The organism is Cellulosimicrobium sp. MI9406 (assembly GCF_040595865.1).
GTDB lineage: Bacteria > Actinomycetota > Actinomycetes > Actinomycetales > Cellulomonadaceae > Cellulosimicrobium > Cellulosimicrobium funkei.
In genome coordinates this window covers 282,152-298,178 of sequence record NZ_JALIZI010000007.1, presented here as the reverse complement: position 1 = coordinate 298,178, position 16,027 = coordinate 282,152, and the positions used below count along the sequence as shown (strand labels likewise).

Genomic DNA, 16,027 nt, shown 5'->3' with positions numbered 1-16,027 from the left:
CTCCGGTGCGGGCGGCGCGGCGTCGGCCGGGCGGTCCCGTCGTCGCCCCCGCACGGCGCGCGCCGTGCGCGCGATCACCGTGTCACCTCCACGAGCACCGCGACGCCCTGGCCGCCGCCGACGGCCGCCGTCGCGAGCCCGAGCGTCCCGGCCCGCGCGCCCCCGCGCACGAGCCGGGAGAACAGCCGGACCACGGCCACCGCGCCGCTCGCGCCCCACGGGTGGCCCAGCGCGAGGGCGCCGCCGTCGGCGCACACCCGGGCGTCGTCCACCGGGTCGCCCAGCGGGTCGAGGCCGAGCGCGCCGGTGACCGCGAGCACCTGGGCCGCGAACGCCTCGACGACCTCGACCGCCGCGAGGTCGTCGAGCCGCGCGCCGGCGCGGTCGAGCACGGCGCGCACCGCGGGCACCGGGCCCCACCCGGGCAGCGCCGGGTCGCAGCCCACGGTGGCCGACGCGACGACCCGCAGGCCCGCGAGGCCCAGGTCGCGGCGCACCGCCTCGGGAACCACCGCGACGACCGCGGCGCCGTCGCTCACCGGGCTCGACGTCGCCGCCGTGACGGTCCCGTCGGGGGCGAACGCGGGGGAGAGGCGTGCGACGACGGCCGGGTCGAGGCGGCGCGCGCGCTCGTCGCGCTCCAGGGCACGGCCCGGCGGGCCGACGCGCACGGTCTCGGCGGCGAACCGGCCGGCGTCGTGCGCCGCGCGGGCGCGCGCGTGGCTGCGCACCGCGTACGCCTCCTGGCGCTCGCGGGTCACGCCGCGGCGCCGCGCGAGCTCGTCGGCCGCCGCGCCCATCCCCGGGTCGGCCCACGGCACGGGCGCGAACGCCGCGCGCGCGTACGGGACGTCGCCCCAGGGCGTGCGGTGGGCCCGCGCGGGCGAGCGCGTCGCACTCTCGGTGCCGCCCGCGAGGACGAGCGCCGCCTCGCCCGCGCGGACCTGCTGCGCCGCGACGAGCACGGCCGCGAGGCCCGACGCGCACTGCCGGTCGACCGTGAGGCCGGGCACGCCGACGCCCGCTCCCGCGGCGAGCGCCGCGACGCGCGCGACGTCCCCGCCGGGGCCCGTGCAGCACCCGAGCACGACGTCCGCGACGTCACCGTCGACGCCGTGCGCCCGCGCGTCGTCGAGGGTCGCGCGCAGCGCCGCGGCCGCGAGGTCCACCTCGGTGAGCGCCCGGTGCCCGTGGCCCGCCGTGCCGACCCACGTGCGGCGCGCGGCGACCACCACGGGCGTCGCGTCGGGCGCGCCGTTCGTCGCCCCGAACATCCGCCGGGTCACCGCAGCGGCTCCAGGCCCGACCGCGCGAGGTCCGTCCCGTCGAGGGCCTCGCTCACCGCGCCGCGCGCGGGCTTGCCCGACGGCGTCCGTGGCAGCGCGCGCGTGCCGTACCAGCGCCGCGGTCGCTGGGCCGGCGCGAGCGCCGCGCGGGCGACCCGCTCGAGGTGCGCACGCAGCCCCGACCGGTCGTCGCACTCCACGACGGCCGTCACGACCGCCCCGAGGCGCCGGTGCGCCGTCCCGAGCACGACGACGTCGCGCACCCCGGGCACGGCCCGCAGCACGACCTCGACGTCCTCGGGCACGACCGTCGAGCCGCCCGAGAGGATCGCGCCGTCGCCCCGGCCGCGCAGCACGAGCGGCTCCGGCCCCGGGTCGGCGAGGTCCCCGACGGTGTGCCACGCGCCGTCGCGCCGCAGCGGTCCCGTGGCGCGCGCGAGGTAGCCGCGCGACACCCACGGCGAGCGCACCCACACCTCGCCGACGCTCGCCGACGGCAGGGGGCGGACCGCCAGGTCCACGCCGGGGAACGCGCGCATCCCGGACCCGTCGGGGTCGTAGGCGACGAACGACAGCTCGACGGCGCCGTAGTACGCGAGCACGTCGACGCCGAGGCCCCGCGCCCGTTCCCGCGCCCCCCGCGCGAGCGACGCCCCGCCGACGACCGCGTGCCGCAGCCGGGACGGCGCGCCCGCGGCGACGGCGTCGAGCACGTCGTCGAGGACCTGCGGCACGAGGTGCACGATGTCGCTCGTCGCGAGCGCCGCCGTCGTCGCGGCCGGGGTGCGCGTGAGGACGGCGCACGCCCCGACTGCGAGCGTGTGCACGGCGGCGAAGCAGTACAGCGACGACGCGAGCGGGCCGGGGACGAGGACGGCGTCGGTGGGTCGCAGCCCGAGGAGACGGGTGACCGCGTCGAACGACCCCGCCCACGACGCGCGCGTGCGCACGACCGCGCGCGGGCGGCCGGTGCTCCCGGACGAGAACCCCGCCCACGCGAGGTCGTCGGGACCGGGGACGTGCGACGGCGCGGGCTCCGCGCCGTCGGCGGTGCCGGTCCCGCGTGGGAGCGGCACCTCGACGAACGTGCGCGGCGCGAGCGTGCGCAGCACCTCGGCGCGGTGGGCGCGCGGCCAGGCGGCGTCGCACACGAGCGGCGTCGCGCCCAGGTGGTCGACGGCCAGCATCGCCGTGAGCAGGTCGAGCGGGTCCGGCAGCGACACGGCGACGAGGTCGCCCGGTCGCGTACCCGACGCGCGCAGGTGCGTCGCGCCCGCGCGCACGTCCGCGGCGAGCGCGGCGTAGGTGCGCGACCGCTCGGGCGTGCGCAGGGCGGGACGGTCGCGCACCGCCGGGTCGGCGGCGTGCGTCAGGACCTCGTGGGCGACGGGCACGCGGACACTCTCGCAGGTGTTCAGGAGGCGGGGCGGCCGTCGGCCGCGGCACGGTCGACGCGTCCGGTGCGCCCGACCGGACGGGCCGCGGGGTAGGCCCGCACGACGCCCACCGTGATCGCGGCGGCGGCGAGCGCCTTGAGCAGGTCGCCGGGCAGGAACGCGAGCGAGAACTGCGCGGTCGTGGGCAGCGGCACGCCCGTGACGAGCGCCTGCACCGGGATGCCGACGGCGTAGACGATCGCGATCCCGCCGACGACGCACGCGACGAGCACGCGCGCGAAGGTGACGCGCCGGAGCCGGTCGACGAGCAGGCCGACGACGGCCGCGCCGGCGAGGAACCCGACGAGGTAGCCCGCGGACGGCCCGACGAACGCCCCGAGCCCGCCGCGCCCGCCCGCGAGGACGGGGAGCCCGGCCGCGGCGAGCGCGAGGAACGTCGCGACGGCGAGCGAGCCGCGCCACGCGCCGAGGATCGCCCCCGCGAGCATGACGCCGAGCGTCTGGAGCGTCACGGGCACCGCGTTGCCGAACAGCGCGATCGAGCCGGGCAGGCCGAGCGCGGCCAGGAGCGCGGCGAACGTCGCGACCCGCGCGGCGTCGCCGGCGTCGAGCGCGAACCGGCCGCGGCGACGGTCGAGCGCGTCCGGGGGTGCGTCGCGCAGCACCTCCGGGGCGGTGGGCGCCGTGGCGGACGGGGTGGCGGCGGGCGTCTCCGTGCGGGCGTCGGTCATCGCGGGCTCCCTGCTGTCGGTGGTCGGGCGTGTCCACTCTGGCCGGGACGGCGGTCGTCGGGCGACGGCGCTCGCGACCACCTCCGCGGCCCGCCGTGCACGGATCGCACAAGGCGTTGGAGGGATCCTCCAACCGCGCCGGGGCGCGGGCGCGGGGTCGGTGTGGGAGCAGCACAACCCGGCCTGTCCGGCCGGGCGACACGGCTCGTCGCACCTCTTGGCACTCTCGAGGTGAGAGTGCTAAAACAGGAGCTGTAGCCGCCCGCGGGGTGCCTGCCTCGCGGGAGCACCGACCGGTCCCGGACCGTCCGGGACCGTGCGACGAGGAGGTGAGAGGTGTGGCTGCGATGACCGACCCCTTCACGAGCACCTTCGACGCGATGGACCGTCTGGTCGGCCAGCTCGCGTCCGGCGCCCGCGCGACCGCCGCCTCGGCGGCCTCGGGCGGCATGCCGCTCGACCTGTTCCGCGCCGGGGACCACTACGTGCTGACGATGGACCTCCCGGGCGTCGACCCGGGCACGATCGACGTGTCCGTCGAGGACCGCACGCTGACCATCCGCGCCGAGCGCAGCCCCCGGACCGACCCGGACGTCCAGTGGCTCGCCCGCGAGCGGCCGTCCGGCACGTACGCGCGCCAGCTCACGGTGGGGCGCGGCCTGGCGCTCGACAAGATCACGGCGTCGTACGAGGACGGCGTGCTGACGCTGACGATCCCGGTGGCCGAGGAGGCCCGGCCCCGCCGGATCGAGGTCGCGCACCGCGCGGGCGGCGCGGCGACCCAGATCACGGCCGAGGCCGAGCCTCAGACGTCGGAGGGCTGAGCCGGGCTCACGCCTCGCCCGGGAGCGCCTTGCGGACGACGAGGCGCGTCCACGCCCCGAGGTACACGCGGTCCCCGTCGGCCAGCTCGCGTCGCTGGCCGGCGGGGATCGGGTCCGTCGGGAGCGGTTCGCCCGCGGGGCTCACGTAGGTGCCGTTCGAGGACTGCAGGTCCTCGACCCACCAGCGCTGCCCGTCCGTGCTGAGCTGGCAGTGCCGTCGCGAGACGCCGGTGTCCGCGCCGCAGTCGACCTGCGGGTGGATGCCGCGCGAGACCGACGGGCGCCCCACGAGCACGCTGCGCTCGCGCAGCACGACGAGCCCCGGCAGGCCCGCCGACGGCATGGGGTCCTCGGGCTGCTGGGCCGCGTACCAGTCCGGGTCGATCCAGATCTCGACGACCCACTGGTCCGGCCCGGGCACGGGCGGCGTCGGCAGGTGCGCGCCCGACGGCGCGGCCGGGTCCGCGGGCGCACCGGTGGGCTGCGCACCCGCGGCGGTCCGGGGGACCGGGGTCGACGCCGGAGCCTCGATCGGTGCGGAGGCGCCCGGCGGCGGGGTGGCCGCGGACGCGGGGGACGCGGCCGGAGCCGGGAGCGGGGGCGGCGTCACGCCCGACGCGAGGCCCGCCTCCGGTGCGGCCGGGGCAGCGGCGGGTGCGGCCGGGGTGGCCGGCGTGGGGCGCGACGGCGGGTCGAGCGAGAGCGCCGACGCAGGCTCCACCGGGTCGGGCAGGGCGCCGGTGGTGAAGTCGTAGCCGCAGTTCTCGCAGAACAGCGCGCCGGCAGGAGCGGGCGAGCCGCAGTTCGGGCACTCGAGGGCCTGCGCCGGTGCGGAGGCCCCGCCCGGAGCAGGGGACGCCGCGCCCGCCGCGGGCGTCGCGGGTGCCGACGCCGCGGCGATGGGCTCGCCGCACACGTCGCAGTAGTCGGTCGACTCCGAGGGGTGCCCGTTGGGGCAGACGACGGCGCTCACCGACGCACCCGCGTCGTCTTCGTCGAGGCGGTGTCGAGCGCCATCTCGTCGAGCGTCGAGGTGTTGCGCTTGAGCCGCACGGTGCCGTGCTCCTCGTCGTCGATCTCGACGACCTTGCGCAGGCGCGACGTCGCCTCCTCGTTCCCCGTCTGCTGCGCGAGCTGGACGGCGCGGCCGAGCTTGACGGTCGCCGTCGCCTCGTCGCCCGACGCCTTGGCCGCGAGGCCCTCCTGGATCGCCGCGGCGAGCTCGGTCTGGCCGGTGTAGTGCGCGACCTCGGGGTTGATGCGCGTGGTGAGCGACTCGTCGTCGGACCACTTCGCCTTGACCAGGCCCGAGGACACGACCTCGCCGTTCACGGCGAGCTGGACGCGCGCCGCGAGCTGCTCGGAGCCGACGGGCTTCGAGGCCACGCGCACCGCGACGTGGTAGTCGCGCGACTCGTCGCCCCACGACCCGGTCGGGTACGCGCCCGTGAGCGGGTTGACCTCGGCCCGGCGGTGCGTGAGGTCCTCGACGGTCGGGGCGACCTGGCGCACGAACAGCACCTGCGAGCCCTGCGGGGCCCACACGCGCAGGTCGGCCGAGGCGACGCCGCGCGCCATCGACGCCTGCATGAGCTTCTCGAAGTCGGCGGCGATCTCGTTCGGGTCCGCGATGAGGTCCACCGTGCCGAGCAGCGCGGTGGAGATCTCGCGCAGCTCGTCGACCTGCCAGCGCGAGCCGACGCCGCGCGCGTCGCACTGGAAGTGGCCCGTGACGTCCCGGACCGCGGCCGAGAGGTTGGCGCGGGGCTCCGACTCGTTCTTGCCGTCGGTGAGCAGGATCGCGTGCCGCTGCGTCGCCTGCGGCACCGTGGCGAAGAGCTGGTCCGCGAGGCGCAGCCACGTGCTCATCGCCGTGCCGCCGCCGGGCGTGAGCATCGAGATCGCGCGCTTCGCCTCGGCCCGCGCGCCCGGCTCCATCTGGACCATGGCCATGCGGGCGTTCGGGTAGGGGAACGCACGGTTCGCGACGTGGCTGCCGCCGACGATCGCGAACCACGTGCCGTCGAGGATCTGGTCGACCGCGACCTGGGCGGCGTGCTTCGCGGCCTCGATGTTGCGCCCCGACATCGACCCCGACGTGTCGACCATGATGATCTCGGCCACCCCGCCCGCGCCGCCGGCGCTCCCCGCGCTCCCGGCGCCGCGGCACGTCACGGTGACGATCGCGTGGACGTCCGTCGCGCCCTCGGACAGGAACTCGTTCTGGTAGACCTCGGCGGCGAACTCGGCCATGGGGGCTCCTTCGGTGGTGCGGGTGTTCGTGCAGGCTATCGGGTCGTCGGGGCCCGACGCGCGGTGCGCGTCAGGCGGTGGCGGGGTCCGCCGGGGGCGGCGGCGGGGTCGCGGACGACGCCCGGGAGAACCGGGCGAGCGTCGCCGTGATGTTGTCCCGGCCGCCCTGGGCGTTCGCCCAGTCGACGAGCGCGCCCGCGAGCACCTGCGGGTCGTCGCCGACGCGGTCCTGCGTGCTGCGCACGAGGGCCGCCAGGTCGGCCGCGGGGGAGCAGTAGTTCCACAGGCCGTCCGAGCACACGAGCAGCCAGCCGTCGCGGTCGGGCAGGGTCGCGGCCGTGCGGGCCACCGGGTCGGGGGCGTCGGGGCCGAGCCAGCGCGTGATGGCGTGCGCCTGCGGCGACGTCTCCGCCTGGGCGCGCGGCACGCCCTGCGCGATCATCTCCTGCGCCCACGAGTCGTCCACGCTGAGCTGGTGCGCGTCGCCGTCGTCCGGGATCCAGTAGGCGCGCGAGTCGCCCACCCAGCCCGCCACGACGAGCGGCCCGTCGAGGACGGCCGCGACGAACGTGCACGACGGCGGGTTCTCGCGGTCGGCCATCGTGCCGACGGTCGCGAGGATCGCGTCCTGCGCGGCGCGCGACGCGTCGCCGAGGAGCGCGGACCACGCGCCCATGCGCGCCGAGGCCTCGCCGGTCACAGGGTCGGGCCCGTCGGGGCCGCGCGCCGCGAGCACGTCGCGCGCGGCGCGCGCCGCGGCGAGGCTCGCGACGTCGGAGTCAGGGGCGGAGGACACGCCGTCGCACACGACGAGCGCCGCGAACGCCCGCTCGGCGGTCGCGGACGGGCTCGCCGCCAGGGCCATCGCGTCCTCGTTGCGCGAGTGCCGCACGCCCCGATCGCACACGCCGGCGACCCAGCTCGCGGGCCGCTCGGCCCAGTGGTCGCGCTCCGACGCCGCGGGCTCGCCGCACTCGGTGCAGTACCCGTCCTCGGCGACCCGGCCGCCGCAGCGCACGCAGGGGCGCGCGCCGCTCTCGGTGCCGTCGCCGTCGGTCTCGGCGGAGGCCTCGCCCGACGGCTCGGTGGTCCCGGCGGCGGTCCCGTCGTCGGACCCGGGCCCGCCGTCCCCGGTCCCGGCTGCTGCAGGGTCCGTCGCGGCGTCGGTCGCGAGGTCCGCGGCAGCTCCGGTCCCGGCGTCCGAGCCCGTCGCGGTCGGGAGCGGGGCGAGCGGGGTGCCGCACGCCTCGCAGAACCGGGCGCCCTCGGGCGACGGTTCCCCGCACGCCGGGCAGGCGAGCACGCCGCTCGGCTCCGCGACCGTGCCGCCGGGCACCGGTGCGGGCGCGGGCGCGGGGGAGTCGCTCATCGGAGCGTCCACCGGCGCACCTCGTTCGCGCGGTCCACGAGCGTGATGCGCTCGTCCCGCGAGTCGGTGAGCGACGCGAGCTCGCGGTACGCGCCCTCGAGCGCGTCGCGCAGCGCGGGCTCGTCGGCGGGCACGCCCGCGATGCGCGTGGTCGGCTCCGGGCCGGAGGTGGTCACGGTGTCGAGCGCGGAGCGCAGGACGCCCACCGCGAGCTCGGCCCGCTCGCGCGGCGCGATCGCGACGGTCGAGACGCTCGCCATGGCGTCGGCGAGCGCGGGCAGCCCGCGGCCCGAGGCGGCGAGCAGGTGCGCGCGGAGCGTGCGGGACTCGACGTACGACCCGCGCGTCGGGCCGACGAGGTCGAGCGCGTGCAGCGCGCCGTCGAGGTCGCCGCGCGCCTCGCGCACGCGCATGAGCCCGAACGCGGCCGGCGCGGTGTAGTTCGCGTCGGTGCGCGCGCAGATCACGTAGAGCGACTCGGCGATGTCGGGCTCGCCGCTCAGCTCGCAGGCCGCGGCGAGCGCGAGCTTGGGCGCGAGCTCGCCCGGCACCTGCCCGTACACGGCGTTGAACGACGCGCGCGCCGCGACCGGGTCGCCCTGCGCGAGCTCGCCGAGGCCCCCGATCCACGCGGCGCGCCACTCCCACGGGTCGTCCGCGAGGATGGTCGCGATCGTGTCGCGCAGCACGTCGAACCGCTCGGCCTCGATCGCGGCGCGCGCACGGGCGAGGCGCACCTCGACCGTGTCCTCGGGCGCGTCGGCGAGCGCGGCGAGGCGCGCGTCCGGGTCCACGACGTTGACCCCGGCGAGCCAGCTCGCCATGGGGTCGTGGTCGTCGCGCCGCAGCGTCGGCAGCTCGTCCCAGGCGAGCGGGCGGGACGCGACGTCCGCGACCGGCGCCTCGAACAGGACCGAGGCCGCGGAGTGCAGCGCCGGGTTGCCCGGGCCGGCGTCCGCCGCCACGACCTCGCGCAGGACGCCGAGGAGCTGGGTGCGCATCTCGTCCGCGGTCGCGAACCGGTCGGCCGGGTCGAGCGCGCACGCCTTGGCGAGCAGGCGGTAGAACGAGTCGTACTGCTGGAACACCGGGGTGTCCGCGACGGGCGGGAGCGACGCGACGTACGTCGTCGTGTTCCCGCGGAAGTCGAGGACGAGCGTCGCGAGGGTGCGGCCGATCGTGTAGATGTCGGACGCGACCGACGGCCCGACCTCCGCGACCTCGGGCGCCTGGTAGCCGACGGTGCCGAAGATCGCGGACGTGAGGTCGTCGGTGCGGCGCACGCCGCCGAGGTCGATGAGCTTCACGCCGTCGCCCTGCTGGATGACGTTCTCCGGCTTGAAGTCGCAGAACAGCAGGTTGTGGTCGTGCAGGTACGCGAACGCGGGCAGGATCGCGAGCACGTAGGCGAGGGCCTGGTCCACGGGCATCGGGTCGATGACCCCGTTGTTGTCCTCCCGGCGCTGCTGGAGGATCTCCTTGAGCGACTCGCCGCCGACGTACTCCATGACGGTGTAGCCGGCGCCGTCGTGCATGGCGAAGTTGTAGATCTCGACGATGAGCGGGTGCTCGACCTCCGCGAGGAACTGGCGCTCCGAGATCGCCGCCGCGTAGGCGTCGGGGTCGCCGGAGTTGAGCAGGCCCTTGAGCACGACCCACCGGCCGGACACGTTCTGGTCGCGCGCGAGGTAGATCCAGCCGAGGCCGCCGTGCGCGAGGCAGCCCACGACCTCGTACTGGCCGCCCACGAGGTCGCCGGGCTTCAGCTGCGGGGTGAAGTCGAAGCGGTTGCCGCAGTGGGGGCAGAACCCGGAGGTGCGGCCGGGCTGGCCGTCGCGCCCGCGGCCGACCTTCTCGCCGCACGCGGGGCAGAAGCGCTTGCGCTCGGCGACCTCGGGCACGGCCATGACGGACTGCAGCGGGTCCCGGACGGGCACCGACGGGACCGTCGTGAGGCCCGCGCCGAGGCCACGCCCGCGCAGGCGCGTCGAGGAGGTCCCGACGCGACGGGTCGCCTTGGAGCCGGTCGCGGCGGTGCGCGCGGAGCCGAGGGCGGTCGACGCGAGGCGGCTCGAGCTCGTGCGGCCGGTGCGCGTGGAGCGCTCGGCGTCGGGGTCGCCCGCCCCGGCGGTGCCCGGGCGGCCCTCCACGAACCCGGTGCCGAGCATGGCGGACGGCGAGGCGGCGGCCGCGCTCCCGGGCGCGGGCACGCCGGTGGTGCCGCTCGCGGCGGGCGTCGGCGTGGTGCCGGAGCCGCCCGCGGGCGCGCCGCAGACGTTGCAGTAGCCGTCCTCGATGGTGCCCGGGCAGCCGGGCTCCGAGCACGGGACGGTCGCGGTGGTCGTCACGACGACGCTCCTTCCGGGGTGGGCAGGTCGCGGGTGAGGAACTGGTACTGCTCGACGAGGAACCGCGCGAGCGTCACGTCGCACGGCGTCGTCTCGACGGCCTCGCGCGCCTCGGCGAGGCCCGAGCGCACCGTGGGGGACGCCGAGCGGCCGTTGGCGTCGGCCCGCGCGGCGAGCCGCTCCAGGCTGTACCGCAGCTCGGCGCGGGCGCGCAGGGGACGGGTGTAGGCGTCCTCGACGGTCTCGACGGCGCGGGCCACGGTCGCGAGCCGGGCCGCGTAGGCGTCGAGCTCGAACCGCGAGTCGGGCACGGGGCCGAGGCGCGAGACGTCCGGGACGGCGAGCCGCGGCGGGTGCGCGATCTCGCGGCGGCAGCGCGCGACGAGCTCGCGCAGGGCGGGCTCGCGCGCCTCGAGCGCGGCGCGCTGCTCCTCGGTGCGGGCGCGGTCGCGGCGCAGCTCGCGACGCTGCGCGGACGCGACGATGAGGTCGCGCTCGGCGCGCGCGACCTCGGTCTCGAGCTCCGCGAGCGGGCCCGACACGTCGGCGCCGCGCGCGGCCTGCGCGACGAGGTGGTCGAGGCGCCCGCGGAGGGTCTCGACGCGCCCGCGCGCGTCGGCGTCCGAGCCTGCGAGGTCCTCGCAGCGCACGAGCTCGGCGCGCACGCCGCGCAGCCGCGCGACCTGGTCGGCCGTGTGCGGGTCGAAGGACAGGCGCGTGCGCAGCTGCACGACGAGCGCGTCGCACAGCTTGACCGCCTCGACGAGCGAGACGAGCGCGGCGCCCGAGCCCGAGTCGAGCCGGCCCCACAGGAGCTGGGAGATCTTCTCGCGCGCGACGGCGTCGGCCCGGCCCGAGTCCCACACGGGCCGGATCTCGTCGGCGCGCGAGCGGATCGCCTGCCACAGCGACAGCGCGAGCACGAGGTCGGCGGTGTAGGCGTCGGGCGTCGCGGCAGCCTGCGCGGCGGCGTCGAGCCGGTCGAGCTCGGTGCGGCGCTCGTCGAGCCAGGTCTCGAGCGCGCCGAGGTACGCCAAGAGGTCGGCGGCGGGGATCGCCTCGCCGAGCCGTCCCGGCGCCTCGGGTGCGGGGGTGCGCGTCACGGCGTGCGGCCGTACACCGCGGCCGGCGGGGTCGGGGCCGGGCCGAGGCCGCCGAGCCACTCGCCGTAGATCGCGGCCCAGCGCCCGTCGGCCTTCATCTGCTCCAGCACGCCGTTGACGAACCGCACCATGTCGACGTTCTGCGCCGGGACGCCGATGCCGTAGGGCTCGTCGCTGATCGCCTCGCCGACGACCTTCGCGTACGGGTCCTGGGCCGCGAAGCCTGCGAGGATCGTGTCGTCACCCGTGATCGCGTCGACCTTGCCCTGCTGGAACAGCACGAGGCACTGCGTGTGCGTGGTCGCCGGGACGGGCTCGATGCCGGAGAACTGCTCGAGGCGCGTGAGCGTCGTCGTGCCCTCGGGCGCGCACACGCGCTGTCCCTCGAGGTCCGCGATCCCGTTCGCGGTCGAGTCGCGCGTGACGAGCACCTTCTGCCCCGCGTGGTAGTACTCCGCGGAGAACGCGATGGACTCCCAGCGCTCGCAGTTGATGGTGAAGGCGCGCGCGACGAGGTCGACCTCGCCGTTCTCGAGCACCTCGAGCCGCTGCCCCGACGTGATGACGCGGAACTGCAGCCGGTCGGGGTCGCCGAAGATCGCGCGCGACACCTCGTGCAGCACGTCGATGTCGAAGCCCTCGATCTGGCCGGACAGCGGGTTGCGCGCGCCCATGAGCAGCGTGTCCGCCGAGACGCCGACGACGAGCGTGCCGCGGTCGCGGATCGCGGCCATGGTGCTGCCGCCGGGCAGGGCGTCCGGGCCGGGCAGCGCGCCCTCGGGCGCGTACGAGGCGAGCGGGTCGGCGCACTCGGCGGGTGCGGCGGGTGCCGCGGGGGACTCCGTGGCCGACTCGTCCTGCGGGGTGGTCGTCAGGCGCAGGTCCTCCGCGCCGGACGGCCCGGAGCACGCGCCGAGCGTCAGCAGCGCGACGAGCGCCGAGGCCAGCCCGGTCGTGACGACGCCGGCGCGGCGCGCGCGCGTGCCGGTGCGGCGGGTCCCGGCGGGCCGGGCGTGGGGGGCGGGCGTCGTGGTCACCGGTACTCCTCCAGTCGTGCCGTCACGCCGCGCCACGCGAGCAGCGCCGCGACGAGCCCTGCCGCGAGCAGCAGCCAGCCCGCGACGGTGGCCGTGGTCGCCGCGCCGTCGAGGCGGTCGCTCGTCGCGGCGGCGTGGGTCTCGATGTCGTCGCGCGCCGCGGCCGAGAACGCGTCGAACGCGGCGTTGGGGCTCTCGGGGTCGGTCGCGGTCGCGAGGGCGACCGCGTCGTCCCACTGGCCCGCGTCGTCGAGCGCGCGGATCTCGGCGTGCCGCGCGACCCAGGCGTCGAGCGCCTGCGCCGTCGTCCCGTCGAGGTTGCCCTCGGCCGCCGCGGTGTCGAGGCGTGCCGCCGCGTCGTCCGTCGCGGCGACGAACGACTCCTCGTACGTCTGCCCCGAGCCGCGTTTGATGAGCGTGAACGCCTCCATGGACTTCGCGTCGTTCGCGAGCGAGTACGCCTGCGACGCGGCGAGCGTCGCGGCGTACGGGCCGGTCCGCACGTCGTGCGCGCGGGCGCTCGCCTGGGACAGCAGGACCGTCGAGACGACGCCGACGACGAGCAGCACGGCCGTGGCGACGGCGAGCCCCACGTTGAGCACGCGGTGCGTGCGCCGCGCGAGCCAGACCTGGCTCGCGAGGAGCACGGCGAGGGCCAGCAGGCCGGCCGCGAGCACCCACAGCGCGTTGCGCACGCCCGAGAAGTCCGCGGCGACGCGGTCGGCGTCGTCGAGCACGACCTCGTCGAGCGCGGGGAGCATCTGCTCGCGCAGGATCGTCGAGGCCTGGTCGAGGTACGCGGACCCGACGGGGAAGCCCTGGCGGTTGGTGGCGCGCGCCTGCTCGACGAGGCCGGTGTAGACCGTGAGGTCGGCGGCCACCTGGCCCAGCAGCGCGGCGTCCGCCTCGTTGCTGCCCGAGAGCGTGGCGAGACGGTTCGCGGCCTGGTCGACGAGCTCGTCGTACCGCGCACGCTGGTCGGCGGGCTCGAGGCCCCCGACGAGGAACGCCCCGGTGGCGGTCGCGTCCGCGGCGACGAGCGCGTTGCGGACCTCCTGGACCCCGACGAGCTGGGCCGCGTCCTCGCTCGCCGCGGCGAGGGCGCGCGACTGGAGGCTGCCGGCCTGGAACCCGAGGACGCCGAGCGCGAGCGCGGCGAGCACGCACAGCGCCATGACGAGGCGCAGCTTGCCGGGCGTCCGTCGCAGCGCGCCGCGCGCACGGGACACGGCGGCGCCCTGCGAACCCTGCGGGACGACGGCGCCCCCGCCCGGGGCGGTCAGGGCACCGCCCGGCGCGGGTCCGCCGGCCGGGACGATCTGCTGGCCCGCCGGGCGGACCGGGGTGGTCGTCATGCGTTCTCCTCGGCGCTGGAGCGTGCGGTGTCGGGTGCGTCGTCGGTGTCGTCGGTGTCGTCGGTGCCGTCGGTGCCGTCGGTGGTCTCGGTGCTCTCGGGGGCAGGGGACTCGGCCGGCGCGTCCTCGGGTGCGGGCGGCTCGAGCGTCGCGAGGAGCGCGGGAGCGCCCTCGCCGTCCACGAGGTCGACGGGCAGGAGCAGGCGCAGCTCGTCGATCGTCGGGGCGTCGACGTCCTTGAGCCGCCACGCGTGGCGCGCGATCGCGGCGTCGAGCACGTTGCGGGCCCAGCGCGCGTTGCCGAACCCCTCGGTGCGCGGCTGCGCCGCGGCGAGCCGGGCGAAGACGTCGAGCGCCTCGGGGGTCGGCTCGAAGTCGGCCCGGGAGGCCATGCTCGCGAAGATGTCGCGCAGCTCGGCGTCGGCGTAGTCCTCGAACGTGATGGTCGTGGAGAACCGCGACTCGAGGCCGGGGTTCGTCGCGAGGAAGTCGGCCATCGGGCCGGGGTAGCCGGCGACGATGACGACGAGCTCGTCGCGGTGGTCCTCCATGTCCTTGACGAGGGTGTTGATCGCCTCGGCGCCGTACTGGTCCTCCGCGAGCCCGTACGCCTCGTCGACGAACAGGACGCCGCCGAGCGCGGTCGCGACGACCTCCGACGTCTTGACGGCCGTCTGCCCGAGGTAGCCCGCGACGAGCTCCGAGCGGTCGACCTCGACGAGGTGGCCCTTCTCGAGCAGCCCGAGCGCGCGGTAGATGCCCGCGACGAGCCTCGCGACCGTCGTCTTGCCCGTGCCCGGGTTGCCGAGGAACACGAGGTGGCGCGTGAGCGTGGGGCGGGTCAGGCCCGCCTCGGTGCGCAGCTTCTCGACGCGCAGCAGCTCGGTCTGGCGGTGGATCTCGTCCTTGACGCGCGTGAGGCCCGTGAGCGCGTCGAGCTCGGCGAGCAGCTCCTCGATCGAGCGCGCGGGCTCCTCCTCGACCGCCGCCTCCGCGGCGGTCTCCATGGCCGTCTCCGCGCTCCCGGCGGTCGCGTCCGCCGTCGTGCCCGACGGCGGGGCGTGCGTCGTGCCGGACGGCGCGGCTCCGCCCCCGGTCCCGCGCGCGCCGAGCGCGTCGAGGATCGACGCGACCGTCGGGACCTCGGGGGCCGGGCGACGCAGCGCGTCGAGCGAGCCCTGCGCGGCGAGCAGGTCGCCGAGGTCGAACGGGTCCGCCCCGCCCGTCGTGCGGGGGGCGGCGAGCGGGCCGCCCGCGGCGGGCGTCGGGCCCGACGGCGCGTGGCCGACAGCGGGAGCGGCCACTGGGCCGGCTCCGGCCTGCTGGACCGCGGCGGTCGAGGCGGCGGCCCCGGCGACGTGCGGGCCGGGGGAGCCGAGGCGCGCAGCCGCGCGGGCGACGTCGGCGAGCGCCTGCCCGTACGCGGTCGCGTGCTTCGAGCGCGCTGCCCCGAGGGCGGCGAGGACGTCGGTCGGGGACGTGCGCCAGCGCCGGGCGCTCGACGCCGCGGTGAAGAACGCGCCCGTCGCCGCCGGGTCGTGGCCCAGCGCGGCGAGCCACGCCGCCGGGGCGCCGGGGGAGGACTCGGCGACGGCCGCGGCGAGGCGCGCGCCCTCGTCGCGGGCGGCCTCCTCGTCGACGCCCGCGGTACGCGCGGCGGCGTCCAGCGCGTCGAGCGCCGCCGCGAGGGTCGGGGTGTCCGGGGTGGTCACGGTGCCTCCAGTCGTCCGGGCTCCGACGGCGGGCCCGGCTGCGGCGTGCCCCGGCCCGCGCCAGGGTCGAGCGCGATTGACGAGTCGCGGAACTTCTCCGCGAGGAACGCGCCGTGCGCGACGAGGGCCGCGGCGTCGGCCCGCGAGACGGCGTCGGAGATCTTGTCGAGCGTCACGCCGAGCAGGTCGAGCTGGTCGCACAGCAGCATGAGCGACGTCTTGCCCTGCGCCACGACCCGCCGGTCGGCGAAGTCGCGCGGCAGGCGCAGGTAGGCGCCGACGGCCTCGGGCAGGTAGCTCGTCGCCGTCGCGACGACCGTGTGCGCCTGCTGCGACCCGCCGCCGAGGCGGTCGAGGCGCGGGACCATCTCCTCGACCGTGCCGGTGATGCGGTGCACGCGCGCCGTCACGGCGGGCGGCACGCGCCCCTCGATCTGCTGCTCGACCCGCTCGACCGACGCGAGGATGTCGGTCGACGTGGGCGGGGCCGGCAGCCCGTGCTCGGGCTCGGGCGCGGAGGACCGGCCGCCGAGGCGGCCGATCACGTCGGAGAACCAGCCCATCTAGCTCGGGGTCCGATCTGTGGTGCGGGGAGGGGTGGTCGGGGGACGG

The 16,027-nt window shown here is 77.4% G+C and carries 13 protein-coding genes; 1 reads left to right on the top strand and 12 read right to left on the bottom strand.

The genetic code is table 11. The annotated features are described in order from the left end of the window. Nucleotides 1-74 precede the first annotated feature (74 nt). Genes MT994_RS14985 through MT994_RS14975 form a run of 3 tightly spaced genes read right to left on the bottom strand, consistent with a single transcriptional unit; the run spans nucleotide 75 to nucleotide 3,414 of the window. Nucleotides 75-1,286 (bottom strand): thiolase family protein, encoded by a 1,212-nt coding sequence (locus MT994_RS14985; RefSeq protein WP_354806888.1) that lies wholly within the window; start codon nucleotides 1,284-1,286, stop codon nucleotides 75-77. After that, nucleotides 1,283-2,680 carry a class I adenylate-forming enzyme family protein gene (locus MT994_RS14980; protein WP_354806887.1) on the bottom strand — a complete coding sequence of 466 codons (1,398 nt, stop codon included), beginning with the start codon at nucleotides 2,678-2,680 and terminating at the stop codon, nucleotides 1,283-1,285. Before MT994_RS14980 ends, MT994_RS14985 begins: the two co-directional genes overlap by 4 nt. A 20-nt stretch (nucleotides 2,681-2,700) precedes the next feature. Next, entirely contained in the window at nucleotides 2,701-3,414 is a 714-nt protein-coding gene (locus MT994_RS14975; protein ID WP_354806886.1) for a biotin transporter BioY, read from the bottom strand. A gap of 347 nt (nucleotides 3,415-3,761) precedes the next feature. Between MT994_RS14975 and MT994_RS14970 the strand changes: the two genes are divergently transcribed. Next, complete coding sequence (locus MT994_RS14970; protein WP_228485289.1) at nucleotides 3,762-4,238, top strand: Hsp20/alpha crystallin family protein; 477 nt, start codon at nucleotides 3,762-3,764, stop codon at nucleotides 4,236-4,238. A 7-nt stretch (nucleotides 4,239-4,245) separates the two neighbouring features. On the opposite strand, the gene MT994_RS14965 is transcribed toward MT994_RS14970, so the two are convergent. The 9 genes from MT994_RS14965 to MT994_RS14925 all read right to left on the bottom strand — a co-directional run bounded on the left by MT994_RS14965 (nucleotide 4,246) and on the right by MT994_RS14925 (nucleotide 15,978). Further along, entirely contained in the window at nucleotides 4,246-5,211 is a 966-nt protein-coding gene (locus tag MT994_RS14965) for an FHA domain-containing protein (RefSeq protein ID WP_354806884.1), read from the bottom strand. Beyond that, complete coding sequence (locus tag MT994_RS14960; protein WP_021483252.1) at nucleotides 5,208-6,491, bottom strand: VWA domain-containing protein; 1,284 nt, start codon at nucleotides 6,489-6,491, stop codon at nucleotides 5,208-5,210. The genes MT994_RS14965 and MT994_RS14960 overlap by 4 nt, the downstream gene beginning before the upstream one ends. Nucleotides 6,492-6,561: 70 nt before the next feature. After that, on the bottom strand, nucleotides 6,562-7,860 hold the full coding sequence (locus MT994_RS14955; RefSeq protein WP_354806883.1) for a PP2C family serine/threonine-protein phosphatase: 1,299 nt from the start codon (nucleotides 7,858-7,860) through the stop codon (nucleotides 6,562-6,564). Further along, the gene (locus tag MT994_RS14950; RefSeq protein WP_354806882.1) at nucleotides 7,857-10,208 is read right to left on the bottom strand and encodes a tetratricopeptide repeat protein; all 2,352 of its coding nucleotides are present in this window, start codon (nucleotides 10,206-10,208) and stop codon (nucleotides 7,857-7,859) included. Before MT994_RS14950 ends, MT994_RS14955 begins: the two co-directional genes overlap by 4 nt. Then, nucleotides 10,205-11,311, bottom strand: a complete 1,107-nt coding sequence (locus tag MT994_RS14945) for a hypothetical protein (protein WP_194228828.1) — start codon at nucleotides 11,309-11,311, stop codon at nucleotides 10,205-10,207. Before MT994_RS14945 ends, MT994_RS14950 begins: the two co-directional genes overlap by 4 nt. After that, complete coding sequence (locus MT994_RS14940) at nucleotides 11,308-12,348, bottom strand: glutamate ABC transporter substrate-binding protein (RefSeq protein WP_354806881.1); 1,041 nt, start codon at nucleotides 12,346-12,348, stop codon at nucleotides 11,308-11,310. The genes MT994_RS14945 and MT994_RS14940 overlap by 4 nt, the downstream gene beginning before the upstream one ends. Next, nucleotides 12,345-13,703, bottom strand: coding sequence for a hypothetical protein (locus MT994_RS14935; protein WP_308820499.1), 1,359 nt, complete (start codon nucleotides 13,701-13,703; stop codon nucleotides 12,345-12,347). Before MT994_RS14935 ends, MT994_RS14940 begins: the two co-directional genes overlap by 4 nt. Continuing rightward, on the bottom strand, nucleotides 13,700-15,415 hold the full coding sequence (locus MT994_RS14930) for an AAA family ATPase (protein WP_354806879.1): 1,716 nt from the start codon (nucleotides 15,413-15,415) through the stop codon (nucleotides 13,700-13,702). The genes MT994_RS14935 and MT994_RS14930 overlap by 4 nt, the downstream gene beginning before the upstream one ends. Next, a complete protein-coding gene (locus MT994_RS14925) occupies nucleotides 15,412-15,978 on the bottom strand; it encodes a hypothetical protein (RefSeq protein WP_354806878.1) in 567 nt (188 codons plus the stop codon). Before MT994_RS14925 ends, MT994_RS14930 begins: the two co-directional genes overlap by 4 nt. Nucleotides 15,979-16,027: the final 49 nt, after the last annotated feature.

What these genes read in the sequence shown, in the direction of transcription:
- MT994_RS14970 (WP_228485289.1), top strand. Translation starts at nt 3,762, where the DNA reads ATGACCGACCCCTTCACGAGCACCTTCGACGCGATGGACCGTCTGGTC.
- MT994_RS14960 (WP_021483252.1), bottom strand. Translation starts at nt 6,491, where the DNA reads ATGGCCGAGTTCGCCGCCGAGGTCTACCAGAACGAGTTCCTGTCCGAG.
- MT994_RS14975 (WP_354806886.1), bottom strand. Translation starts at nt 3,414, where the DNA reads ATGACCGACGCCCGCACGGAGACGCCCGCCGCCACCCCGTCCGCCACG.
- MT994_RS14935 (WP_308820499.1), bottom strand. Translation starts at nt 13,703, where the DNA reads ATGACGACCACCCCGGTCCGCCCGGCGGGCCAGCAGATCGTCCCGGCC.
- MT994_RS14955 (WP_354806883.1), bottom strand. Translation starts at nt 7,860, where the DNA reads ATGAGCGACTCCCCCGCGCCCGCGCCCGCACCGGTGCCCGGCGGCACG.
- MT994_RS14925 (WP_354806878.1), bottom strand. Translation starts at nt 15,978, where the DNA reads ATGGGCTGGTTCTCCGACGTGATCGGCCGCCTCGGCGGCCGGTCCTCC.